The following is a 20,923-nucleotide window of genomic DNA, read 5'->3' as shown; positions in this document are numbered from 1 at the left end:
GGCATCCAAGCAAGATGAACGAGCGCGCGCACCGATCTGCGCGCGCCCCACACCAAATCGGGAGACACCATGAACACCATCCAGCAATTGTTCGACCTGAAGGGCAGGACGGCGCTGATCACCGGCGGCTCGCGCGGGCTTGGCCTGCAGATTGCCGAAGCGCTTGGCGAGCAGGGCGCGCGCATCGTGCTGTCGGCGCGCAAGGCCGATGAGCTGCAAGCGGCGCAAGCTCACCTCAAGGCGCTTGGCATCGATGCCGAGTGGATCGCCGCCGACGGCGCGCGCGATGCGGATATCGTGCGCCTGGCCGACGAGGCACTGGCCAAGCTGGGCCATATCGACATCCTGGTCAACAATGCCGGCGCCACCTGGGGCGCGCCTGCCGAAGATCACCCGGTGGCAGCGTGGGACAAGGTGATGAACCTGAATATCCGCGGCGTGTTCCTGCTGTCGCAGCGCATCGGCAAGCTGTCGATGATTCCGCGCCGCTATGGCCGCATCATCAACGTGGCCTCCATCGCCGGCCTGGCGGGCAACCCGCCGGGATCGATGGAAACCATTGCCTACAACACCTCCAAGGGTGCGGTGGTGAATTTCACCCGCACGCTGGCGGCCGAGTGGGGCGAGCACAATATCACGGTGAACGCGCTGGCGCCGGGCTTCTTCCCCTCGAAGATGACGCAGGGCTCGCTGGACCGCCTTGGGGTGGATGCCATGTGCGCGTCGGTGCCGCTGCACCGGCTGGGTGACGACGAAGACCTGAAGGGCGCGGCGCTGCTGTTCGCCAGCGCCGCCGGTAAGCACATCACCGGCCAGGTGCTGGCGGTGGATGGCGGCGTGAGCGCGGTATAAAGTCCATGCTCCAACACGGTTGGCTCATGCAGGGCGAGGCGTTTCGCCTTGCCGGCCTGCCAGCCGTACCGTCTTCGCCACACTAGCAACTATGACCCAAACCAACGGATTTCCCCTCAAGATTCCCTTCCTTGCCGATCTCGGCGTGCAATGCACCCGCATGGACAAGGCGGGCAGCGAGATCGAACTGGCGCTGGAAACGCGTCACCAGAACAGCTGGGACATGGCCCATGGCGGCGTGCTGATGACGCTGCTCGACGTGGCCATGGCCATCGCCGGCCGCGCCGCCGATCCCGATGGCCGCGGAGTGGTGACCATCGAGATGAAGACCAGTTTCATGGCGCCTGGTCGCGGCAAGCTTATTGCGCGCGGCCAGTGCGTGCACCGTACCAGCACCATGGCCTTTTGCGAGGCGGAGATCGTCGACGCCGATGGCAAGACCGTGTCGCGCGGGTCGGGCACGTTCAAGTTCGTCAAGCGCGTGCCGCCGCAGCGGTCGGCAGGCGGTGCTTCGGACACCGGCGCGGACGGCTGAGGCCGCGGGACAGGGAAGGGATCGGGAAGGGATAGGGACGGAATATTAGCCACAAGACCGGCAGGGTCACCGGAGCCGGCGGCGCGCAGCAGCTGTAAAACAAAAAATGGAGACAAGATGCTGTTTGAACGGATTGCCGCCACGCGGCGATTGAAACTGACCGTGCTCGCCGCCTTCGGCGCAGGAGCCCTTGCCATGTATCAGCCGGGCCAAGCCCAGAATGCACCTGTTCCTTCGGCCGGCGCGCCGGTTGCGGCACCTGCCGCACCGGTGTTCCCGGACGCGGCCGCCACCGATCCCGTTGCGGCGGGCTGGATGCAGGGTTTTCCTCCCGCAGCCGCCAAGATCATCAGCTTCACCCCTGCCAGCAACGGCTTCCCGCGCACGCGCTGGAGCTTTTCGCATATCCGCGAACTGGTCCCGACAGCCTCGGTCTGGCACGGGCGCGGCCCGGTTTCGCCGCTGCCGCGTGCCGAGCGCGATATCGGTGGCGTGCCGTTTACCGATGCCGACGGCACCCGCCGCACGTTCAGCGACATGCTCGGCCTGACCTATACCGACGGCATCCTGGTGATGCACAAGGGCCGGGTCGTCTATGAGAAGTACTTCGGCGCGCTGGACGACCATACGCCGCACATCGCCATGTCGGTCACCAAGTCCTTCGTCGGCACGCTGGCCGCCATGCTGGTGGCGGACGGCAAGCTGGACCCCGCCGCGCCCGTTACGCGCTACCTGCCGGAGATGGCGGGCACCGCCTACGGCGATGCGACCGTGCGCGAAGTCATGGACATGACGGTGGGCGTCAAGTACTCCGAGAACTACGCCGACCCCAAGGCCGAGATCTGGGACTACAGCCGCGCCGGCGGCATGATGCCGCTCGAACCAGGCTATGCTGGACCCAAGACGTTCTACGAATTCCTGGCCACCTTGAAGAAGGAAGGCGAGCATGACCAGGCCTTCGCCTACAAGACCGTCAATGCCGAAGTGCTGGCCTGGATCGTCAAGCGCGTGTCCGGGCAGTCTCTGGCCAAGCTGCTTTCCGAGCGCATCTGGCAAAAAATGGGCGCGGAGAACGATGCCTACTTCATGGTGGACAGCATCGGCAGCGAGTCCGGCGGCGGCGGCCTGAACACCACGCTGCGCGACCTGGCCCGCTTTGGCGAGACCATGCGCAACGGCGGCCGCTTCAATGGCCAGCAGATCATCCCGGCCGAAGTGGTGGCGGACATCCGCCGCGGCGGCGATCCTGCCAAGTTTGCCAAGGCTGGCTATGCGACCTTGCCCGGCTGGAGCTACCGCTCGATGTGGTGGGTCTCGAATGACGACCACGGCGTGTTCGAGGCGCGCGGCATCCACGGCCAGCGTATTTACGTCGATCCCAAGGCGGAACTCACCATCGTGCGCTACGCCTCGCATCCTATCGCCGCCAACGGTGCCAACGACCCCGTCACGCATCGCGCGTATCGGGCACTGGCGCTGTCATTGATGAAATAACCAAACAAGCCGGCAAGCTGACCAGCTAGCCGGCAACTACCGCAACGAACGACAAAGGGCGAGTGTCCTTGTCCATTTCACTGTAAGGAAGCCATCATGTCGAACACCTACAAGCGCATCGTCCTGGCATCGCGTCCCACCGGCGCCGTGACCCCTGACAACTTCCGCCTGGAAGAAGTGCCTGTGCCCGAGATCGGCGAAGGCGAGGTGCTGGTCCGCAATCATTTCCTGTCGCTCGATCCGTATATGCGCGGCCGCATGAACGAAGGTAAGTCGTACGCGACCCCGCAGCCGCTGGGCGACGTGATGATCGGCGGCACGGTTGGCGAGATCGTGGCGACGAAGAACCCCAAGTACGCAGTCGGCGACAAGGTGGTCGGCATGTTCGGCTGGCAGGAAATGGGCGTCACCAATGGCCTCGGTATCCAGAAGGTCGATACCACCCATATTCCGCTGTCGGCCTACCTCGGCTCGGTCGGCATGCCTGGCGTCACGGCCTGGTATGGCCTGAACAAGATCATCCAGCCGAAGGCCGGCAAGACCATCGTGGTGAGCGCGGCCTCCGGCGCGGTCGGCAGCGTGGTGGGCCAGCTGGCCAAGCTCCAGGGCTGCCGCGTGGTCGGCTTTGCTGGCGGCAAGGACAAGTGCGACTACGTGGTCAATGAACTCGGCTTCGATGCCTGTGTTGACTACAAGGCGGCCAAGGACAGCAAGGCGCTGTACACGATGTTCAAGGAAGCCACCCCGGATGGCGTGGATGGCTACTTCGAGAACGTCGGCGGCGAGATCCTCGACACCGTGCTGGCCCGCATGAACGCCTTTGGCCGCATCGCCATCTGCGGCATGATCGCCGGCTACGATGGCCAGCCGATGCCGCTGAAGAACCCGCAGCTGATTCTGGTGTCGCGCCTGACCGTGGAAGGCTTCATCGTGTCCGAGCACATGGACGTGTGGCCGCAAGCGTTGCAAGAGCTGGGCACCGCGGTGGCGCAAGGCAAGCTCAAGTTCCGCGAGAGCATCGCGCAAGGCCTGGCGAGCGCGCCGGAAGCGTTCATGGGCCTGCTCAAGGGCAAGAATTTCGGCAAGCAACTGGTCAAGCTGGTTTAAGTCCATAGCTGCCGCGCGCCGTTTCGATGCCTGCGCGCGGCAGCGGTAAAACAAGGAGACTCCCCATGAACGCCCCTGCAGCAAGCACCAGGCCCCAGGCCGACCAGGACGAAATGGCCGCCGGCCTGTCCGAAGAGGTCAAGGCCAAGTACCGCGTACTGCCGCGTCCGCCGAAGTTCGATACGCCGGCGGAGGAGCGCCTGCACCGCAAACAGCGGCTCGCCGCGGCTTTCCGTCTGTTTTCCAAGTTCGGCTTCGACGAAGGCGTGGCCGGCCACATCACCGCGCGCGATCCCGAGTTCCCGGATACGTTCTGGGTCAACCCGTTCGGCGTGCATTTCAGTCAGGTCAAGGTGTCCAACCTGATCCGCTGCGATCACCATGGCGACGTGGTGGAAGGCGATTACCCGGTCAACGCCGCGGCCTTCGCCATCCATTCGCGCGTGCACCAGACCCGAGAAGACGCGGTCGCCGCCGCGCACTCGCACAGCACCTATGGCCGCGCCTGGTCCACGCTGGGCCGCACGCTCGACCCGCTGACGCAGGACGTGTGCGCCTTCTACAACGACCATGCCCTCTATGACGATTTCGGCGGCGTGGTGGTGGAACTGGACGAAGGCCAGCGCATCGCCAACGCGCTGGGCAGCAACAAGGCCGCGATCCTGCAGAACCATGGCCTGCTGACGGTGGGCAAGACGGTGGACGAAGCTGCCTGGTGGTTCATCACCATGGAGCGCTCGTGCCAGGTGCAGTTGCTGGCCGAGGCCGCCGCCGCGCGCACCAATGCGCCGCTGAAGGTGATCTCCGACGCTGCGGCACGCCAGGCGTACTCGATCGTCGGCACCGCGCAGGCGGGCTGGTTCCAGTTCCAGCCGCTGTACGCCCGCATCGTCAAGGAACAGCCCGACCTGCTGGATTGAAGTCATGGCCGCCTTTGCTCCATTCACTGGCAAGGTCGTGCTGATCACCGGCGCGTCCGACGGCATTGGCGCCGAACTGGCCCTGCTGCTGGCGCAGCAGGGTGCGCGGCTTGCGCTGGCGGCGCGCCGTGTCGACATGCTGCAGGCGCTGGCGGAGCGCATCCGCCGCCAGCACCCGGCCGCCGACGTCGGCGTGTGGCGCGTCGATGTGTCCGACGAGTTCGACTGCAGGCGGCTGGTGGCCACGGTGGTGGCGCAGTATGGCGGGCTCGACGTGCTGGTCAATAATGCCGGCGTGTCCGCCCACGGCTACTTCGAACAGGTATCGGACTACAGCTACTACGAACAGGTCATGCGCGTGAACTACTTCGGCGCCATGTGGTGCACGCGCGAGGCGCTGCCGCACCTGCGCGAGCGCGGTGGCCTGATGGTGGCTGTGTCCAGCCTGGCCGGCAAGATCGGCGTGCCGGGACGCACCGCCTACTCAGCCAGCAAGTTCGCGCTGGCGGGATTCTGCGAGGCGCTGCGGGCGGAGTTGCGCGGGTCTGGCGTGGATGTGTGCGTGGTGTTCCCCGGCGTGGTGGCGACCGATACGCGCATCAACGGCTTCGGCCCGGACGGCCGCCCGCTGGGCGAGAGCCGGCTGCGCGAGGAGGGGGCCATGAGCGCGCAGGAATGCGCGCGCCAGATGCTGGCGGCCATGGCCGCGCGCAAGCGCGAACTGGTGATGACCGGCAAGGGCCGGCTTGGGCTGTGGCTTAAGCTGCTGGCACCGCGCCTGGTCGAGAACATGGCGCTCAAGGCCCTGAAGCAAACGGGGCGGTAGTGCGGTTGACAGAGCGACAGAGGAAATCGAGCAATAGCAGGCACGCGCCTTGCTGATACCCGTGGCGGCATCCGCCCGACGCACCGGCAGCAGGCATAAGAGAAATTTCAGGCTGAGTTTAATCTGGCTATAGCTTGGCGATAGATTGGCTTCAGGCTGGCAATACAAGCGATTCCGACACCATGGCAGACCTTATCCTTCACCAGTATGCAACGTCGCCGTTTTCCGAGAAGATCCGCCTGCTGATGGGCGCGAAAGGCCTGGCGTGGCAAGCGGTGGAAATCCCGCCCATCATGCCAAAGCCGGACGTGGTGGCGCTGACCGGCGGCTACCGCCGCACCCCGATCCTGCAGATAGGGGCCGACATCTATTGCGACACCGCGTTGATCTGCGAGGTGATCGACAGCGCGGCGCCCGCGTGCCCGCTCTATCCCGCCTCGCAAGCCGCCACCGCGCGCCTGGTCGCTGGCTGGATCGATACCGCGCTGTTTACCGCCGCCGTCACCTACCTGTTCCAGCCGGCCGGCGCGCAAAGCATGCTGGGCCACCTCACGCCGGCGCAAATGCAGGCTTTCTCGGCGGACCGCAAGGCCATGCGTGGCGAGACCAATGCGCTGCGCATGCCCTTGCCCGAAGCCATCGCCATGCTGCAGGAAACCTTCGGGCGGCTCGAGCAGCAATTCAAGGCGGGCGTGGCGCATGTGGCCGGGGCCGAGCTGTCGGTGGCGGATTTTTCGCTGTACCACAATGTCTGGTTCATCCAGCGGGCCAGCGAGCTGGCCAAGCTGCTGGATGCGTATCCGGCGGTGCAAGCCTGGTATGCGCGCATGAAGGCCTTTGGCCATGGCACGGTGCGGGTGGTCAGCGCGGAGTCGGCGCTGGAGGTGGCACGGCACGCCGATCCGGCTGCGTTGCCTGGCGGGGTGGCTGCCGGCAGCGGCTTCGAAGCGGGCGACGCGGTTACCGTGACGCCAACGGACTACGCGCGCGATCCCGTGGCCGGCGTGCTGGTGGCGCTGGACGCCCACCGTGCCACATTGCGCCGCCAGGACCCGCGTGCGGGCGCGGTCAACGTGCATTTCCCGCGCCAAGGCTATCAAGTGCAGCGCGCGGGCTAAGACCCGCGCGCGCCAAGGCAATCCCATAACAACGACAGCAACGAGAGGCAGACAACATGAAGCAATTCCAGGGCAAGGTGGCAGTGATCACCGGCGGTGCATCGGGCTTCGGCAAGGAATTCGCCAAGCTGGGTGCGGGACTCGGCATGAAGCTGGTGCTGGCCGACGTGCAGGAGGACGCACTGGATGCCGCCGTGGCGGAGTTCAAGGCGCAAGGCGTGCCGGTGATCGGCGTGCGCGTGGATGTGTCCAAGGCCGAGCAGGTACAGGCGCTGGCCGATGCCGCCATCGCCACCTTTGGCCAGGTCAACCTGCTGTTCAACAACGCCGGCGTGGGCGCGGGCGGCCTGATGTGGGAAAACACCGAGCGCGACTGGGAGTGGGTGCTGGGCGTCAACCTCTTTGGCGTGATCCACGGCGTGCGCATCTTTACCCCGCTGATGCTCGCGGCCGCGGCCGAGGACCCGTCGTTCGAAGGCCATATCGTCAATACGGCCTCCATGGCCGGCTTGCTCAGCCCGCCCGCGATGGGCGTCTACAACGTCTCCAAGCACGCCGTGGTGTCCTTGTCCGAATCGCTGTACCAGGATCTCAGCCTGGTCAGCGAGCAGGTGCGCTGCTCGGTGCTGTGCCCGTATTTCGTGCCGACCGGCATCACGCAATCGGGCCGCAACCGGCCGGCCGGGCTGGCCAATGACGCGCCGCCCACGCGCTCGCAACTGGTGTCGCAAGCCATGTCGGACAAAGCGGTCAGTTCTGGCAAGGTCACGGCCGCCGAAGTGGCGCAGCTCACCTTCGACGCCATCCGCGACAACGGCTTCTATATTTATTCGCATCCGCAGCAGCTGGATCCCGTGCGGCAGCGCTTCGAAGATATCATTAGCCAACGCAACCCAAGCGACCCGTTCGCCGACAAGCCGGAGGTGCGCGCCGGGCTCATCGCCGCCTTGCGCGGATAACCGGGAAGGAGCCGCCAGGTGCGGCCAGCAGCAAGTCCACCAGAGACAGCCATTGCGGCAAGGGAGGAATTCATGACCAAACCTGCAGTCATTCGCCATCTGCAGTACGCCACCTTGCCCAATGGCACGCGCCTGCACTACGCCAGCGCCGGCGAGCGCGGCAAGCCGCTGGTGCTGTTCGTGCATGGTTTTCCCGAGTTCTGGTACGAGTGGGAAGCCCAACTGGCCGAGTTCGGCAAGACCCACTTTGCCGTGGCGCCGGACCTGCGCGGCTTCAACCTCTCAAGCAAGCCCGCGGAAGTCGAGGCCTACCGTCCCCGCCACATCGTCGAGGACCTGGTCCAGTTCATCAATGCGCTGGGCTACTCGCATTGCGTGGTGGTGGCGCACGACTGGGGCGGGGCAATCTGCTGGAACCTGGCCATCCAGTTTCCGCAGATGGTGGAGCGGCTGGTCATCATCAACTCGCCGCATCCGTATTTGTTTGCCAAGGCGCTCAGCGGCGATCCCCAGCAGCAAGCCGCCTCGGCCTATATGAACTGGCTGCGCGAGCCGGGATCGGAACAAGCGCTGGCGGCGGACGGCTTCGCCAAGCTGGAGGGTTTCCTGAACGGGCAGGGCAAGCAGCCCGCGCCCTGGTTTACCGGCGAGACCCGCGAGAAATACCACGCGGCCTGGTCGCAGCCCGGCGCCGGCGGTTCTCACTCGCTGACCGGCGGTGTGAACTATTACCGCGCATCGCCCATGCATCCGCCGGGCCCTGGCGAGACGCCGCCCGATATCTCCAGGCTCGATCCCGCCGCCTTCACCGTGCGCGTGCCAACGCTGGTGGTCTGGGGCGAGCGCGACACCGCCCTGCCCAAGAGCCTGCTGGATGGCCTGGACAAGTTCATCCCGGACATGCGGCTGGAACGCATCCCGGATGGCACCCATTGGGTCATCCACGAGCAGCCGGAGCGCATCAACCTGTTGATCCGCAGCGCCTTGCCCTGATTTGCTGCGCGTGCCAGGCCGCGTCAGGCATGCTCGCCTGCGCCGGCCCGGTCGGAAACCGCCGCACTGTGCATGGGGCGGGGAGGCGCCTGCTGCTACATTGACCTGATTCGACAGCGCCGGTGCGCAAGGAAGGTCAAGATGAAAACGATCGGACTGATCGGCGGCATGAGCTGGGAATCCTCGGCCGAGTACTATCGCCTGATCAACCAGGACATGAAACAACGTCTCGGCGGCCACCATAACGCGCGCAGCGTCATGGTCACGGTCAGCTTCGAGCAGATCAAGGCACTGCAGCACGCGCAGCGCTGGGACGAACTCGGCGAAGCCATGCGGCAAGCCGCCCTGCAAGTGCAGGCCGCCGGCGCGGATTTCGTGCTGCTCTGCACCAACACCATGCACCGCGTGGCCCCTGTCCTGGAAGCCGCGCTCGACATTCCTTTTCTCCACATCGTCGATCCCACCGCGCAAGCATTGCGCGGTGCCGGCATCCGGCGCGTGGGCTTGCTTGGCACGGCCTTCACCATGGAGCAGGACTTCTATCGCGGCCGCATGCAGGACAAGCACGGCATCGAAGTCGTGGTCCCGGACGCCGCCGACCGCGCGCTCGTCCACGGGATCATCTACGACGAGCTATGCCACGGCATCGTGCGCGACGCCTCGCGCGATGTGTACCGGCGCATCATCGGCGGCTTGCAGGCGCAGGGCGTGGGCGGGGTGATTCTGGGCTGCACCGAAATTGCGCTGCTGATCGGGCAGGATGACGTGGCGCTGCCGGTGTTCGATACCACGGCTTTGCATGCGCAGGCTGCGGTGGGGTTGGCGCTGGAGGGGGTGGTGGTGGCGAATTAGGTCGGGAGCAAGAAAAACACCCGGAACGTGGGCAGGGATAGCGAGGAAGACAGCAAAACGGGAAATCGCAGGAGAATGCCGATTTCCCGTCAGCCAATCAACTCAACCTGTGCCGATACAACCGGTAGTTCTCGTCATCGAAGCAGACAAAACTGACCTGCTCGATGGTGGGTGCGGCCACCAGGGCCTTGCGTACCGCCTCGATGGCAATGTCCACGGCGCGCTCGCGCGGGAAACCGTAGATGCCGGTGCTGATATTGGGAAAGGCGATGGTGCGCAGCTTGTGCTGCGCGGCCAGCGCGATGCTGGACTGGTAGGCGCTGGCAAGGAGGGCGTCTTCGCCGTGGTCGCCTCCTTGCCAGACCGGGCCGACCGCGTGGATGACGTAAGGCGCGGGCAGCAGGCCACCGGTGGTGATCACCGCCTGGCCGGTGGGGCAGCCGCCCTTGGTTTCGCGAATGCCGCGACAGGCGGCCATGATGGCGGGACCGCCAGCGCCATGGATGGCGCCGTCGACACCGCCGCCACCGAGCAAGCCGCTATTGGCGGCATTGACGATGGCGTCGACTTCCATGCGGGTGATGTCTCCGTGCAAGACCTGCAGGTGTTCCCCTGTCATGACCTCTTCTCCGTGCTGGGTGGTAAAGCTGGATCGCCCCGGCTGTTCCGCGCACCTGTGCTGCCGGCCCGCCGCGGCACTTACATGGATTCCGCCAGCATACGCCGATAATCCGCGGCGCTGGCCTCTTTCGGGTTGGTCTTGTGGCAATGGTCGACCAGTGCGCCGGCGATCACCTTGTCGAACATGTCTTCGGTGACCCCCATCTGGCGCAGGCCGGTAGGCAGTCCGAGGCGCGCGGTCATGTCGTGCACGGCCTGGGCCAGGTCGGCGTCCTGGGGCAGGCCCATGGCGTGGCGCAGGCGGGCGTAGCGGTTGTCGCGCACCACGCTGGGCGCGTCGGCGTTAAAGCGCAGCACCGCCGGCATCACCACGGCATTCAGGGTGCCGTGGTGCAGGCCGGTCTTGCCGTCCACCTTGAGGCCGCCGAGCGGGTGCGATAGCGAGTGCACGCAGCCCAGTCCCTTCTGGAAGGCCATGGCGCCCTGCATGGAGGCGCTCATCATGTTCAGGCGCGCGTCACGGTCCTGGCCGTCCCGGGTGGCGCGTTCGATATGCTTCCAGCCGCGCTCCAGGCCGTCCAGGGCGATGCCGTCGGCGGGCGGGTTGAAGGCTGGCGCCAGGAAGGTCTCCACGCAATGCGCGATGGCATCCATGCCGGTGGCGGCGGTCAGGCCGGCCGGCAGGCCGAGCGTGAGGCCCGGGTCGCAGATGGCGGATTTGGGCAGCAGGTGCCAGGAGTGGAAGCCGAGCTTGCGGCCGTCTTCCAGGATGATGATGGCGCCGCGCGCCACCTCGCTGCCAGTGCCCGAGGTGGTCGGCACGGCGATCAGCGGCGCGGCGCGCTCGGTGATCCTGGCGCTGCCGCCTTCGATGGTGGCGTAGGTGGTCAGCTCTCCGGGATGGGTGGCGAGAATGGCGATGCCCTTGGCCAGGTCGATGGAGGAGCCGCCGCCAACCGCGATCAGCCCGTCGCAGCCGCTATCCCGATACTGCGCCGCGGCCTTCTTGACCATGGCTTCGGTCGGGTTGGAGGGGGTTTCGTCGAAGATCTCGTGCGGCAGGCCGCCCAGGGCCACGACGGCCTGCTGGGCCACACCGGCGGCAACCACGCCTTTGTCGGTGACGACCAGCGGGCGCCGGATGCCGATGCGCTCGCACTCTGCCTTGAGCTGGCTGATGGTGCCGAAATCCAGGTGGATGTGGGTCAGGTAATAAATGAAGGCCATCTATGCTGTCTCCGTCGATGAGGGTTTTCTATTTCTATTTCTTCTAGCTTCTGACTTCTGGCTTTTCTGACGATGGTCGATGATCGCGCAAAACCTGCCGTCCTGACCAGCCCCAGGGAAATTTCATATGCTTTGCTGCAGAAACATCTGGAATCATACTAAAATCGAACGATCGTTCACAATTCGAACGCCAGCGGCGCTGACGCCACTGGAGATTCGGCTGCTGCCGAAGGTTCGTTGCTACTGATTCTGAGTGTCCATGTCCGCTGTCCCGCCTGATTCCACCGCTGTGTCCGCCCAGCCTGCGCCTGCCTTGCCCGGCATGCCGCCGGTGCCGCTGGACCCGCAGGTGGCGGCGTTGCTGGCGCTGATCGGGCGCGTGAAGCGTCCGTCCATCCACGAACTGGACCCGGCCGACGCCAAGACCGCGTACGAAAAGAGCGCGCCCATCATGGATATCGCGCCGCTGGCCGTGCACAGCGTGGAAAACCTGACGGTAGCCGCGCGCGATGGCTACGACATCCCGGTGCGGCTGTATGCGCCGCGCGAAGCCAGCTGGGCCGAGCCGTTGCCCTTGCTGGTGTACTTCCATGGCGGCGGCTTCACGGTGGGCAGTGTCAACTCGCACGATCCCCTGAGCCGGCTGCTGTGCATGCAGGCGGATTGCATGGTGCTATCGGTGGACTACCGGCTTGGCCCGCAGTGGAAGTTTCCTCATGCGGCGAACGATGCGTTCGATGTCATGGCATGGGTGTTCGCCGAGGCCGCGCGCCTGGGCGCCGACGCCAGCCGTATCGCCCTGGGCGGCGACAGCGCGGGCGGCACCCTGGCCAGCGCCTGCGCCGTGCATGCGCGGGATCTGGGCCTGGAGCCTGTCCTGCAGATGCTGATCTATCCCGGCACCTGCGCCCGCCAGGACACGCCTTCGCATCGCGCGCTGGCCGAGGGCTATCTGCTGACCGCGCCGATGATCCAGTGGTTTTTCTCGCAATACCTGGACAGCGAAACCAGCCGCGACGACTGGCGTTTTGCCCCGCTGGACGGTGGTGGCACGGGTGCCGACGTGCGCGGCTGCTGCCCGGCCTGGATCGCCGTGGCGGGCTACGACCCGCTGCACGATGAAGGCGTGGCCTACGCGGCCAAGCTGCGCGCCGCGGGCGTGCCGGCGCAATTGGCCGACTACCAGGGCATGATCCACGATTTTTTCAAGCTGGGACGTTTCGTCCCGGCGGTGGCCGGCGCCCATGGCGACGCGGTCGCCGCCTTGCGTGCTGCCTTCGACGGTTGAGCAAGGCTTGCCGGCACGGGCCGGCAGCCAGATCGAAGCGGTCGCAGAACCCCCGGTTTCATTGGCTTTACGTGTAGTGCATTACTTGTAGCAGTAGCAAAAGGAGACACAGACTCATGCAACGCCGCCATTTCCTCGCCCATGCGGGCGCGCTCGCCGCCACCGCGGCTACCCTGGGGCTGGCCAGCGCGCCGGCCCTGGCGCAGGCGGACAATTTCCCGCAACGGCCGATTCGCCTGATCATCGGCTATACCGCGGGCGGTTCCACCGACCTGCCGTTCCGCGTGCTGGCGGAAAACGCTTCCAAGATCCTCGGCCAGCCGGTCATCATCGAGAACAAACCTGGCGCTGGCGGGGTATTGCCCGCACAGCTGATGCAATCGACCCAGCCGGACGGCTACACGCTGGCGCAGGTAGCCATGCCGGTCTACCGCCTGCCGTACACCACCAAGATCAACTGGGATCCGGTCAAGGACTTGTCGTACGTGATCAACCTGGCCGGCTACTCGTTTGGCCTGGTTGTGCCGGTGGATTCGCCGATCAAGACCATGCAGGACTACATCGCCTACGCCAAGGCCAACCCGGGCCGCCTGACCTACGGCTCGCCGGGCTCGATGACCACGCTGCACCTGACCATGGAAGAGCTGGCCATGAAGCAGAACGTGCAGTTCTCGCATATTCCGTACAAGGGCAACTCGGAATCGATGCAGGCCCTGCTGGGCGGGCACGTGATGTCGGTGGCGGACACCCCGGCCTGGGCACCGTACGTGGAGTCCGGAAAGCTGCGCCTGCTGTCGACCTGGGGCGAGAAGCGCTCGGCGCGCTTCCCCAATGTGCCGACGTTGAAGGAGCTGGGCCTGGGCATCGTGCAGACCTCGCCGTTCGGCGTGGTGGCACCCAAGGGCACCGATCCGAAGATCGTCAAGAAGCTGCACGACGGTTTCAAGAAGGCCATGGAAATGCAGAACTACCGCGATGCGCTGGCAAAGTTCGACATGGAGCCGTTCTACATGAGCAGCGAGCAATACGCGCACTTCGCCGCCGATACGGTCAAGAAAGAGAAGGCCATTATCGACAAGCTGGGGCTGAACAAGCCGCAATAAGCCTGACTTAGAGGCCATTTCAAAAAGATTCTGGCGTCGTTGCGCGGCCTTGCCGTACCAGTTGTACTGTCTGCGGCCGCGCGCCTAGCCAGAACCGCTTCGCTTCATTTTGAAACAGCCTCCTAGCCGCTTTATGCCGGCGCCGCCCTGTCCGGGGCCGGCGCCGTTTTCATATATATCGGGCCGATATCCGGCCGGCAACCAAGGGGGAACGCCGACATGGCGAAGGAAGATTTCCGTCACAGCATGCCGCTGCGCGTGCGTTGGGCCGAAGTGGATCCGCAGTCGATCGTGTTCAATGCGCACTACCTGACCTACTGCGATATCTGCGTGACGGAGTACTGGCGGGCGGTGGGGATCCGGTATCCGGAGGATGTGCTGCACGCGCACGGCGTGGATATCTTCGTGGTGAAGTCCACGCTCGAGTATCACGCGTCCGCGCGCTTTGACGACATGCTGGAGATCCGGGGGCGGATTGCGCGCCTGGGCCGCTCCAGCATGTTGTTCCGCGTGGAGATGTACCGCGGCGACGAGCACCTGGTCACGGGCGAGATCGTCTATGTCTGCGCGGATCCCGCTACGCAGAAGTCGGCGCCGATTCCGGGGCCGGTGCGGGAGACGATCACGGCGTATGAAGTGGTGAAGCCGGACGCATGATCCGTCCGGTTTCCGTCGTTTCCGTCGTTTCCGTCGTTTCAGGTGCGGCGGTGCCGGCCTGCTTGCAAGCCAGTGCCGCCAAAACGCGTCTGCGGGTTCACCGCGCCGCTATGCCCGTGTCCTCGATATAGGCCCGGACCACCGCATCGAAATCTTTGTCGCCCTGGAACCCCAGCGCCAGCGCGCGCTCCGTATTCCACGCGGCAGGCCAGGTGCCGACGATATTCTCGATGCGCGCCTCGCGCTCCCAGCTCACGCGATCCGCCACGGCGTCGCCGGCCACGCGCCGCAACGCCGCCACCATTTCCTTGGGCGTGACCGACAAGCCGGGCAGGTTCACCGTCCGGCGTTCGCCAAGCCTGGCACCATCGATCTCCATGCCCCGCACCAGCGCGGCAATCGCCCCGCGCGGGGACAGCAGCCACAGCGGCGTTTCCGGCGAGACCGGGCAGTTGGCGGCGACGCCTGCCAGTGGCTCGCGGATGATGCCGCTGGCGAACGACGACGCCGCGGCATTGGGCTTGCCTGGGCGCACGCTGATGGTCGGCAGGCGCAGCACGCGGCCGTCGACAAAGCCGCGGCGGCTGTAGTCCGACAGCAGCAGCTCGCCAATGGCCTTCTGCGCGCCGTAGGAGGATTGCGGATTGAGCGCGGTATCGTCCTGCACCACAGCGGGCAGGGTGCCGCCATACACCGCCACCGAACTGGTGAACACCACGCGTGGCCGGCTGCCATGTTTCACGTGAAGCGCCCGGCAGGTTTCCAGCAACGCGCGCGCGGCATCCAGGTTCACGCGCATGCCCAGGTCAAAATCCGCCTCGGCCTGGCCGCTGACCACCGCCGCCAGGTGGAACACCGCGCCGGTGTGTTCATCGATAGCCTGCGCCAGCACGGCGGGATCCGACAGGTCGCCGGTGACCACGCGCACGCGCGCGTCGTTCAGCGCAGGCGGCGCTACCACGTCGAGCAGCGTCAGGCCCGCGATGGCGACGGGCTTGCCGTCGATGTCCAGGGTGCCGTGTTTCAACAGCTGGCGGGCCAGTTGCAGGCCGAGAAAGCCGACTCCGCCGGTGATCAGTACTTGCATGTTCGTTTTCCGGTTGTGCCGCCATGGGCGGCAAGGAGACAGCGGCCGCTCAGGCCTTCAAGTAAGGCTTGAGCCAGCCCAAACCCGCCGAGGTACCGGCGCGCGGACGATATTCGCAGCCGATCCAGCCGTCATAGCCAAGGCCATCGATCACGTCGAACAGGTAGGGGTAGTTCAGCTCGCCCAGGTCCGGCTCGTGGCGCTCGGGCACGCCGGCAATCTGGATGTGGCCGATGCCGGCAAAGTCGCGCTTGAGCTTGACAGCAAGGTCGCCCTCCACGATCTGGCAGTGGTAGCAGTCGAACTGCACCTTCAGGTTGGCTGCGCCCACTTCCTTGCAGATGGCCTGGCCGTCGTCCTGGCGGTTGAGGAAGTAGCCGGGCATGTCGCGTGCGTTGATCGGCTCGATCAGGACCGTGATGCCCTGTGCCGCTGCGGCCTGCGCGGCATGCGCCAGGTTTTCCAGGTAGCAGGCGCGATGACGCCCGTGGTCCGCGCCGGCCGGCACCAGGCCGGCCATCACGTGGATCTTGTCATTGCCGATCACGGCGGCGTATTCCAGCGCGCGGCCCAAGGCGTCGCGGAATTCGGCCTGGCGCCCGGGCAGGGCGGCCATGCCGCGCTCGCCGGCGGCCCAGTCGCCCGGCGGCGCGTTGAACAGCGCTTGCGCCAGGCCGTTGGCGTCGAGCCGCGCGCGGATTTCCGCGGCAGCGTGCTCGTACGGGAAGAGATACTCCACGGCCTTGAAACCGTCTGCCGCTGCGGCGGCGAAGCGATCCAGGAAGGCGTGCTCGGTGTACATCATCGACAGGTTGGCGGCAAAACGCGGCATGCGGTGCTCCAGGAGAAGTGCGTGGTTCTTGGGTTCTTGCGTTCTTGTGTTCTTGGCCTAGCGGTTGACCAGCTTGGCCGGCGTGAGCCAGACCAGCCCGGCACCGAGCACCAGCATGGCCGACAGCACATACATGCTCGACTGCGTGCTGTGGGTGAGGTCGGTCAGGTAGCCCACCATGTACGGTGCCACAAAGCCCGCCAGGTTGCCCACCGAATTCACCACCGCAATGCCCGAGGCAGCGGCCAGCCCGGACAGGAAGGCGGTGGGCAGCGACCAGAACAGCGGGGCGCAGGTCAGCACGCCGGCGGCGGCGAGCGACAGCGCGGCAATGGCCACCACGGTATTGTGGGTATACGAAGCGGCAATGGCAAAGCCCACCGCGCCCATCAGCGCCGGCACGATCAGGTGCCAGCGGCGCTCGCGCCGGGCGTCGGCGCTGTGGCCGAGGAAGTTCATCACCACGATGGCGCAGATAAACGGAATCGCGCTGAGCAGGCCGATATTGAGGTTGCCGGTAACGCCGCTGGTCTTGACCAGTGTGGGCATCCAGAACGTCAGCGCATATTGCCCGGTGACAAAGCAGAAGTAGATCATGCACATCCACCAGACGCGGCTGTCCTTGAACACGGCGCCAAGCGAGTGGCCGGTGCCCGAGGCGCCAGCCTGGCGCGCGTCTTCCTCGATATTGCGCTTGAGCACGCGCTTCTCGTTGGCGTCCAGCCACGGCGCCTGGTCGATGCCGTTCTTGAGCACGAACACGGTGACGATGCCGATCAGCAGCGCGGGCAGGGCCTCGATCAGGAACATCCACTGCCAGCCGCGCATGCCGCCGTAGTCATGGAAGGCATCCATGATCCAGCCCGACAGCGGGTTGCCGAACATGCCGGCCACCGGGATGCCCGACATGAACAGCGCGATCATCTTGGCGCGCCGGTTGGCCGGATACCAGTAGGTCAGGTAAAGGATCACGCCGGGATAGAAACCCGCCTCGGCCAGGCCGAGCAGGAAGCGCATGATGTAGAAAGTGGCGGGTGTCTTCACGAAGACGAACAGCGCCGAGATGATGCCCCACGTGATCATGATCCGCGCGATCCAGACGCGCGCGCCGAGCTTGTGCATCAGCAGGTTGCTGGGGACTTCGAACAGGAAGTAGCCGATGAAGAACAGCCCGGCGCCAAGGCCGAACACGGTTTCGGAAAACGCCAGGTCCTGCGCCATCTGCAGCTTGGCGAAGCCCACGTTGACGCGGTCCAGGTAAGCAATGACGTAGCACAGCATCAGGAACGGCATGATGCGCCAGAACACCTTGCTGTAAGCGCGTTTTTCGATGTCGCGGTCGATGTCTTGGCCGGCGCCGGTTAGCGCGGCCTGGGTGGATGCATGCATGGTTGTCTCCGTGTATCGGTTTGGCTCCGGCTTGATGTCCGCTGTTGGCGGCAAACCGGGGGCGAACGCTGCCCTTGCCGCGGCCCGGGCGTTAGCGAGGGCGGGCGGCGGTCAGTTCTGCCTTGCTTGTGTTTTTGTTGTCAGGGCTTTGTCGTACCTGCGCGCGTGGTCCCTACCAGCGCGCCTTGAACGTATCGCGCAGTTCGGCCAGCGCTTGCTCGTCGAGCGGGTCAGGCTTGTCCTTGAACATCAGCCAGAGCTTGGCGGTTTCTTCAAGTTCCTCGAGCGCGAAGGCCGCGCGCGAGACGGTGGCCTCCCACACCACCGGGCCAAGGCGCGCGAGCAGCACGCCGCGCACTTCGGCGGCAAGCTGCGCGACGCGCGCCGCCACCGCCGGGTCGCCCGGGCGATGGTAGGGAATCAGCGGGATATGCCCGACTTTCATCACGTAGTAAGGCGTGATCGGCGGCAGCACATCGTCCGGCTGCCATGCGCCCGCCAGGCTCAGCGCCACCAGGTGGGTGGAGTGCGTATGCACCACGCCATGGGCCTGGGGGTTGTTGTCGTAGATGGCGCGGTGCAGGGTCAGCGTCTTGGACGGCTGGTCGCCGGCCACCCAGTTGCCGCCGCTGTCCACCTTGGCAATGGCCGCCGGGTCCAGCATGCCCAGGCAGGCATCGGTCGGCGTGATCAGCCAGCCGTCCGCCATGCGCGCGCTGATGTTGCCGGCGCTGCCGACGGTGTAGCCACGCTGGTAGAGGCTGGCGCCGATGCGGCAGATTTCTTCGCGCAGGCTGGCTTCTGTGCTCATGCTTGCCCTCCAAGCTGGCGCAGTGCTTCGTCAAAGAAATCCATGCCGCCGAAATTGCCGGACTTGAGTGCCAGCGCCAGCGGCTGCGCATCCAGCGTGACGGTGGCGGGCACGCCCGGCGCGATCTGCGTGCCGATGCGCAGGGCTTGCACGCCCAGCGCCTGCACCACCGCGCCCGAGGTCTCGCCGCCGGCCACCACGAAGCGGCGCGTACCACGTGCTTTCAGGGCGGCGGCGATATCCGCCAGCGCCTGCTCGACCAGATGGCCGGCGCGCTCCACGCCGAGGGCGGCCTGCACCGCTTTGACCTCCTCCGGCGTGGTGGTGGCGTAAAACAGCACAGGCTCGTCATGGGAGCCAGCCAGCGCCAGCGCCTCCTCAACCACGGGCGCGCCTTGCGCCAGCGCGAGCGGGTCGATACGCAGGGCGGGGCGCTTGGCCATGAGCCACTGCGCCACCTGCGCATTGGTCGCCTTGGACGCGCTGCCGGCCAGCACCACGGCTGGCCCGGTCACGGGCGCCACGCTGTCGGCATCCGCGCGCTGCGGCAGCAAGCCGGCGCGGCGGAAGTTGGCGGGCAGGCCGAGCGCCAGGCCCGAGCCGCCGGTGAGCAACGGCAGGTCGACGCACGCCTCGCCTAGCGTATGCAGGTCGGCATCGCTCACCGCGTCGGCAATCGCCAGTTTCACGCCATCGCTGCGCAAGGTGGCCATGGCATGGCGGGCCGCGTCGCTGCCGCGCGCCACGGCGTCGTAGCGCAGCAGGCCCACCTTGGCCTGGCTCTGGCGCTGCAGCACGCGGACCAGGTTGGCGTCATGCATCGGCGTGAGCGGGTGGTTCTCCATGCCCGACGCATTGAGCAGGACATCGCCCACGAACAGGTGGCCGCGGAAGATGGTGCGGCCGTTCTCCGGAAATGCCGGGCAGGCGATGGTGAAGTCGCTGCCAAGCGCCGCCAGCAGGGCCTCGGTCACCGGCCCGATATTGCCGGCGTCGGTGGAGTCGAAGGTGGAGCAGTACTTGAAAAAGAACTGGCGGCAGCCCTGGGCCTGCAACCAGCGCAGCGCGGCCAGCGATTGCGCGATGGCATCGGCCGCCGGGATGGTGCGCGACTTGAGCGCGACCACCAGCGCATCGGCCTGCTCCACGCCGGGCAGCGCCGCGCCGCCCGCCGGCACGCCGATGGTCTGCACGGTGCGCATGCCGTTGCGCACCAGCGTGTTGGCCAGGTCGGTGGCACCGGTGAAGTCGTCGGCGATGCAGCCAAGCAGGGCGCGCGAGGAAGGGGTCTGTGCAGTCATGCTGGCTTGCCTCACTCGGCCTTCTTCGCCGGCAACTCGATGCCGGGAAAGATCTTGATCACGGCGGCATCGTCCTCGCCGCCGTGTCCCGCGCTGGATGCCATCATGAACATCTGGTGCGCCGCGGCCGACAGCGGCAGCGGAAACTTGCTGGTGCGCGCGGTATCGAGCACCAGGCCGAGGTCCTTGACGAAGATATCGACCGCGGACAGCGGCGTGTAGTCGCCCGACAGGATATGCGGCACGCGGTTCTCGAACATCCACGAATTGCCCGCGCTGTGGGTGATGACCTCATACAGGGCATCGGCATCCACGCCTTCGCGCAGGCCCAGCGCCATGGCTTCTGCCGCCGCGGCGATATGCACGCCAGCCAGCAGCTGGTTGATGATCTTTACCTTGGACCCGGCGCCATGCGCGTCGCCCAGCCGGTAGACCTTGCCGGCCATCGCAGCCAGCACGTCCTCGGCCAATGCATAGGCCTCGGCCGGGCCCGAGGTCATCATGGTCATTTCGCCGCTGGCGGCGCGGGCGGCGCCACCGGAGACCGGTGCGTCCAGCAGCAGGATGCCGCGCTCCCCCAGCCGCTTGCCCAGTGCCTCGGCGAAGCCCGGCGGCACGGTCGCGCTGGCGATCACCAGCGTGCCGGGGCGCAGGCTGCTTGCCGCGCCTTGTTCGCCAAACAGCACGGCCTCGGTCTGCGCGGCGTTGACCACCAGCGTGACCACCACATCGCATTTGCCGCCGAGCTCGGCCGGGCTGGCGCAGGGGATGCCCCCCGCATCGGCAAAGCGCTGCAGCACGTCGGGCCGCAGGTCGCAGGCATGTACCTTGAAGCCGGCGCGCAGCAGGCTGTGCGCTACGCCGTTGCCCATCGCGCCGAGGCCGATGACGCCAATTGATTTGCTCATGAAGACTCCTGCCAGGGGGCGGTGATCAGTCGATCAATCGATC

21 protein-coding genes are annotated in these 20,923 nt (G+C 66.1%); 13 read left to right on the top strand and 8 right to left on the bottom strand.

Annotated elements, in window-relative coordinates; translation table 11 throughout:
• Positions 1 to 69 precede the first annotated feature (69 nt).
• The 10 genes from F7R26_RS09375 (at position 70) to F7R26_RS09330 (ending at position 9,656) form a co-directional block, all read left to right on the top strand.
• The gene (locus F7R26_RS09375) at positions 70 to 852 is read left to right on the top strand and encodes an SDR family oxidoreductase (RefSeq protein WP_150990329.1); all 783 of its coding nucleotides are present in this window, start codon (positions 70 to 72) and stop codon (positions 850 to 852) included.
• A gap of 91 nt (positions 853 to 943) precedes the next feature.
• Entirely contained in the window at positions 944 to 1,387 is a 444-nt protein-coding gene (locus F7R26_RS09370) for a PaaI family thioesterase (protein ID WP_150990331.1), read from the top strand.
• Positions 1,388 to 1,504: 117 nt separating this feature from the next.
• The gene (locus tag F7R26_RS09365) at positions 1,505 to 2,881 is read left to right on the top strand and encodes a serine hydrolase domain-containing protein (protein WP_150990333.1); all 1,377 of its coding nucleotides are present in this window, start codon (positions 1,505 to 1,507) and stop codon (positions 2,879 to 2,881) included.
• Positions 2,882 to 2,977: 96 nt separating this feature from the next.
• Entirely contained in the window at positions 2,978 to 3,988 is a 1,011-nt protein-coding gene (locus F7R26_RS09360; RefSeq protein WP_150990335.1) for an NADP-dependent oxidoreductase, read from the top strand.
• Positions 3,989 to 4,053: 65 nt separating this feature from the next.
• Positions 4,054 to 4,908, top strand: coding sequence for a class II aldolase/adducin family protein (locus tag F7R26_RS09355; protein WP_150990337.1), 855 nt, complete (start codon positions 4,054 to 4,056; stop codon positions 4,906 to 4,908).
• A gap of 4 nt (positions 4,909 to 4,912) precedes the next feature.
• Positions 4,913 to 5,734: an SDR family oxidoreductase gene (locus F7R26_RS09350; protein WP_150990339.1), complete on the top strand. Its 822-nt coding sequence runs from the start codon at positions 4,913 to 4,915 to the stop codon at positions 5,732 to 5,734.
• A 182-nt stretch (positions 5,735 to 5,916) separates the two neighbouring features.
• The gene (locus F7R26_RS09345; protein WP_150990341.1) at positions 5,917 to 6,852 is read left to right on the top strand and encodes a glutathione S-transferase family protein; all 936 of its coding nucleotides are present in this window, start codon (positions 5,917 to 5,919) and stop codon (positions 6,850 to 6,852) included.
• A 56-nt stretch (positions 6,853 to 6,908) separates the two neighbouring features.
• Positions 6,909 to 7,811 (top strand): SDR family oxidoreductase, encoded by a 903-nt coding sequence (locus F7R26_RS09340; RefSeq protein WP_150990343.1) that lies wholly within the window; start codon positions 6,909 to 6,911, stop codon positions 7,809 to 7,811.
• Positions 7,812 to 7,883: 72 nt separating this feature from the next.
• Positions 7,884 to 8,804, top strand: a complete 921-nt coding sequence (locus F7R26_RS09335; protein ID WP_150990345.1) for an alpha/beta fold hydrolase — start codon at positions 7,884 to 7,886, stop codon at positions 8,802 to 8,804.
• A 141-nt stretch (positions 8,805 to 8,945) separates the two neighbouring features.
• A complete protein-coding gene (locus F7R26_RS09330) occupies positions 8,946 to 9,656 on the top strand; it encodes an aspartate/glutamate racemase family protein (protein WP_150990347.1) in 711 nt (236 codons plus the stop codon).
• Positions 9,657 to 9,753: 97 nt separating this feature from the next.
• Here F7R26_RS09330 and F7R26_RS09325 read toward each other — a convergent pair whose 3' ends face one another.
• Complete coding sequence (locus tag F7R26_RS09325; RefSeq protein WP_150990350.1) at positions 9,754 to 10,275, bottom strand: O-acetyl-ADP-ribose deacetylase; 522 nt, start codon at positions 10,273 to 10,275, stop codon at positions 9,754 to 9,756.
• An 80-nt stretch (positions 10,276 to 10,355) separates the two neighbouring features.
• Positions 10,356 to 11,504 (bottom strand): iron-containing alcohol dehydrogenase, encoded by a 1,149-nt coding sequence (locus F7R26_RS09320; protein WP_150990352.1) that lies wholly within the window; start codon positions 11,502 to 11,504, stop codon positions 10,356 to 10,358.
• A 259-nt stretch (positions 11,505 to 11,763) separates the two neighbouring features.
• On the opposite strand from F7R26_RS09320, the gene F7R26_RS09315 reads away from it, so the two are divergent.
• The 3 genes from F7R26_RS09315 to F7R26_RS09305 all read left to right on the top strand — a co-directional run bounded on the left by F7R26_RS09315 (position 11,764) and on the right by F7R26_RS09305 (position 14,552).
• Positions 11,764 to 12,792 (top strand): alpha/beta hydrolase, encoded by a 1,029-nt coding sequence (locus tag F7R26_RS09315; RefSeq protein WP_416351316.1) that lies wholly within the window; start codon positions 11,764 to 11,766, stop codon positions 12,790 to 12,792.
• Positions 12,793 to 12,908: 116 nt separating this feature from the next.
• Complete coding sequence (locus F7R26_RS09310; protein WP_150990354.1) at positions 12,909 to 13,895, top strand: tripartite tricarboxylate transporter substrate binding protein; 987 nt, start codon at positions 12,909 to 12,911, stop codon at positions 13,893 to 13,895.
• Positions 13,896 to 14,114: 219 nt separating this feature from the next.
• On the top strand, positions 14,115 to 14,552 hold the full coding sequence (locus F7R26_RS09305; RefSeq protein WP_150990356.1) for a YbgC/FadM family acyl-CoA thioesterase: 438 nt from the start codon (positions 14,115 to 14,117) through the stop codon (positions 14,550 to 14,552).
• A 97-nt stretch (positions 14,553 to 14,649) separates the two neighbouring features.
• Here F7R26_RS09305 and denD read toward each other — a convergent pair whose 3' ends face one another.
• The 6 genes from denD to ltnD all read right to left on the bottom strand — a co-directional run bounded on the left by denD (position 14,650) and on the right by ltnD (position 20,880).
• Positions 14,650 to 15,639, bottom strand: coding sequence for a D-erythronate dehydrogenase (denD, locus tag F7R26_RS09300; protein ID WP_150990358.1), 990 nt, complete (start codon positions 15,637 to 15,639; stop codon positions 14,650 to 14,652).
• A gap of 49 nt (positions 15,640 to 15,688) precedes the next feature.
• A complete protein-coding gene (gene otnI / locus F7R26_RS09295; protein ID WP_150990360.1) occupies positions 15,689 to 16,471 on the bottom strand; it encodes a 2-oxo-tetronate isomerase in 783 nt (260 codons plus the stop codon).
• A gap of 57 nt (positions 16,472 to 16,528) precedes the next feature.
• Entirely contained in the window at positions 16,529 to 17,860 is a 1,332-nt protein-coding gene (locus tag F7R26_RS09290) for an MFS transporter (protein WP_150990362.1), read from the bottom strand.
• Positions 17,861 to 18,032: 172 nt separating this feature from the next.
• Entirely contained in the window at positions 18,033 to 18,671 is a 639-nt protein-coding gene (gene otnC, locus F7R26_RS09285; protein ID WP_150990365.1) for a 3-oxo-tetronate 4-phosphate decarboxylase, read from the bottom strand.
• On the bottom strand, positions 18,668 to 19,972 hold the full coding sequence (gene otnK / locus F7R26_RS09280; RefSeq protein WP_150990367.1) for a 3-oxo-tetronate kinase: 1,305 nt from the start codon (positions 19,970 to 19,972) through the stop codon (positions 18,668 to 18,670). Before otnK ends, otnC begins: the two co-directional genes overlap by 4 nt.
• 11 nt (positions 19,973 to 19,983) lie before the next feature.
• Entirely contained in the window at positions 19,984 to 20,880 is an 897-nt protein-coding gene (ltnD, locus tag F7R26_RS09275; protein WP_150990369.1) for an L-threonate dehydrogenase, read from the bottom strand.
• Between the last annotated feature and the right edge of the window lie 43 nt (positions 20,881 to 20,923).

The sequence above is a fragment of the Cupriavidus basilensis genome, assembly GCF_008801925.2.
GTDB lineage: Bacteria > Pseudomonadota > Gammaproteobacteria > Burkholderiales > Burkholderiaceae > Cupriavidus > Cupriavidus basilensis.
This window is presented reverse-complemented; position numbering and strand designations above follow the sequence as displayed.

Bases quoted from the DNA above. Each gene is read 5' to 3' on its own strand.
- F7R26_RS09375 (WP_150990329.1), top strand. From the start codon at position 70: ATGAACACCATCCAGCAATTGTTCGACCTGAAGGGCAGGACGGCGCTG.
- F7R26_RS09370 (WP_150990331.1), top strand. From the start codon at position 944: ATGACCCAAACCAACGGATTTCCCCTCAAGATTCCCTTCCTTGCCGAT.
- F7R26_RS09365 (WP_150990333.1), top strand. From the start codon at position 1,505: ATGCTGTTTGAACGGATTGCCGCCACGCGGCGATTGAAACTGACCGTG.
- F7R26_RS09360 (WP_150990335.1), top strand. From the start codon at position 2,978: ATGTCGAACACCTACAAGCGCATCGTCCTGGCATCGCGTCCCACCGGC.
- F7R26_RS09355 (WP_150990337.1), top strand. From the start codon at position 4,054: ATGAACGCCCCTGCAGCAAGCACCAGGCCCCAGGCCGACCAGGACGAA.
- F7R26_RS09350 (WP_150990339.1), top strand. From the start codon at position 4,913: ATGGCCGCCTTTGCTCCATTCACTGGCAAGGTCGTGCTGATCACCGGC.
- F7R26_RS09345 (WP_150990341.1), top strand. From the start codon at position 5,917: ATGGCAGACCTTATCCTTCACCAGTATGCAACGTCGCCGTTTTCCGAG.
- F7R26_RS09340 (WP_150990343.1), top strand. From the start codon at position 6,909: ATGAAGCAATTCCAGGGCAAGGTGGCAGTGATCACCGGCGGTGCATCG.
- F7R26_RS09335 (WP_150990345.1), top strand. From the start codon at position 7,884: ATGACCAAACCTGCAGTCATTCGCCATCTGCAGTACGCCACCTTGCCC.
- F7R26_RS09330 (WP_150990347.1), top strand. From the start codon at position 8,946: ATGAAAACGATCGGACTGATCGGCGGCATGAGCTGGGAATCCTCGGCC.
- F7R26_RS09325 (WP_150990350.1), bottom strand. From the start codon at position 10,275: ATGACAGGGGAACACCTGCAGGTCTTGCACGGAGACATCACCCGCATG.
- F7R26_RS09320 (WP_150990352.1), bottom strand. From the start codon at position 11,504: ATGGCCTTCATTTATTACCTGACCCACATCCACCTGGATTTCGGCACC.
- F7R26_RS09315 (WP_416351316.1), top strand. From the start codon at position 11,764: ATGTCCGCTGTCCCGCCTGATTCCACCGCTGTGTCCGCCCAGCCTGCG.
- F7R26_RS09310 (WP_150990354.1), top strand. From the start codon at position 12,909: ATGCAACGCCGCCATTTCCTCGCCCATGCGGGCGCGCTCGCCGCCACC.
- F7R26_RS09305 (WP_150990356.1), top strand. From the start codon at position 14,115: ATGGCGAAGGAAGATTTCCGTCACAGCATGCCGCTGCGCGTGCGTTGG.
- denD (WP_150990358.1), bottom strand. From the start codon at position 15,639: ATGCAAGTACTGATCACCGGCGGAGTCGGCTTTCTCGGCCTGCAACTG.
- otnI (WP_150990360.1), bottom strand. From the start codon at position 16,471: ATGCCGCGTTTTGCCGCCAACCTGTCGATGATGTACACCGAGCACGCC.
- F7R26_RS09290 (WP_150990362.1), bottom strand. From the start codon at position 17,860: ATGCATGCATCCACCCAGGCCGCGCTAACCGGCGCCGGCCAAGACATC.
- otnC (WP_150990365.1), bottom strand. From the start codon at position 18,671: ATGAGCACAGAAGCCAGCCTGCGCGAAGAAATCTGCCGCATCGGCGCC.
- otnK (WP_150990367.1), bottom strand. From the start codon at position 19,972: ATGACTGCACAGACCCCTTCCTCGCGCGCCCTGCTTGGCTGCATCGCC.
- ltnD (WP_150990369.1), bottom strand. From the start codon at position 20,880: ATGAGCAAATCAATTGGCGTCATCGGCCTCGGCGCGATGGGCAACGGC.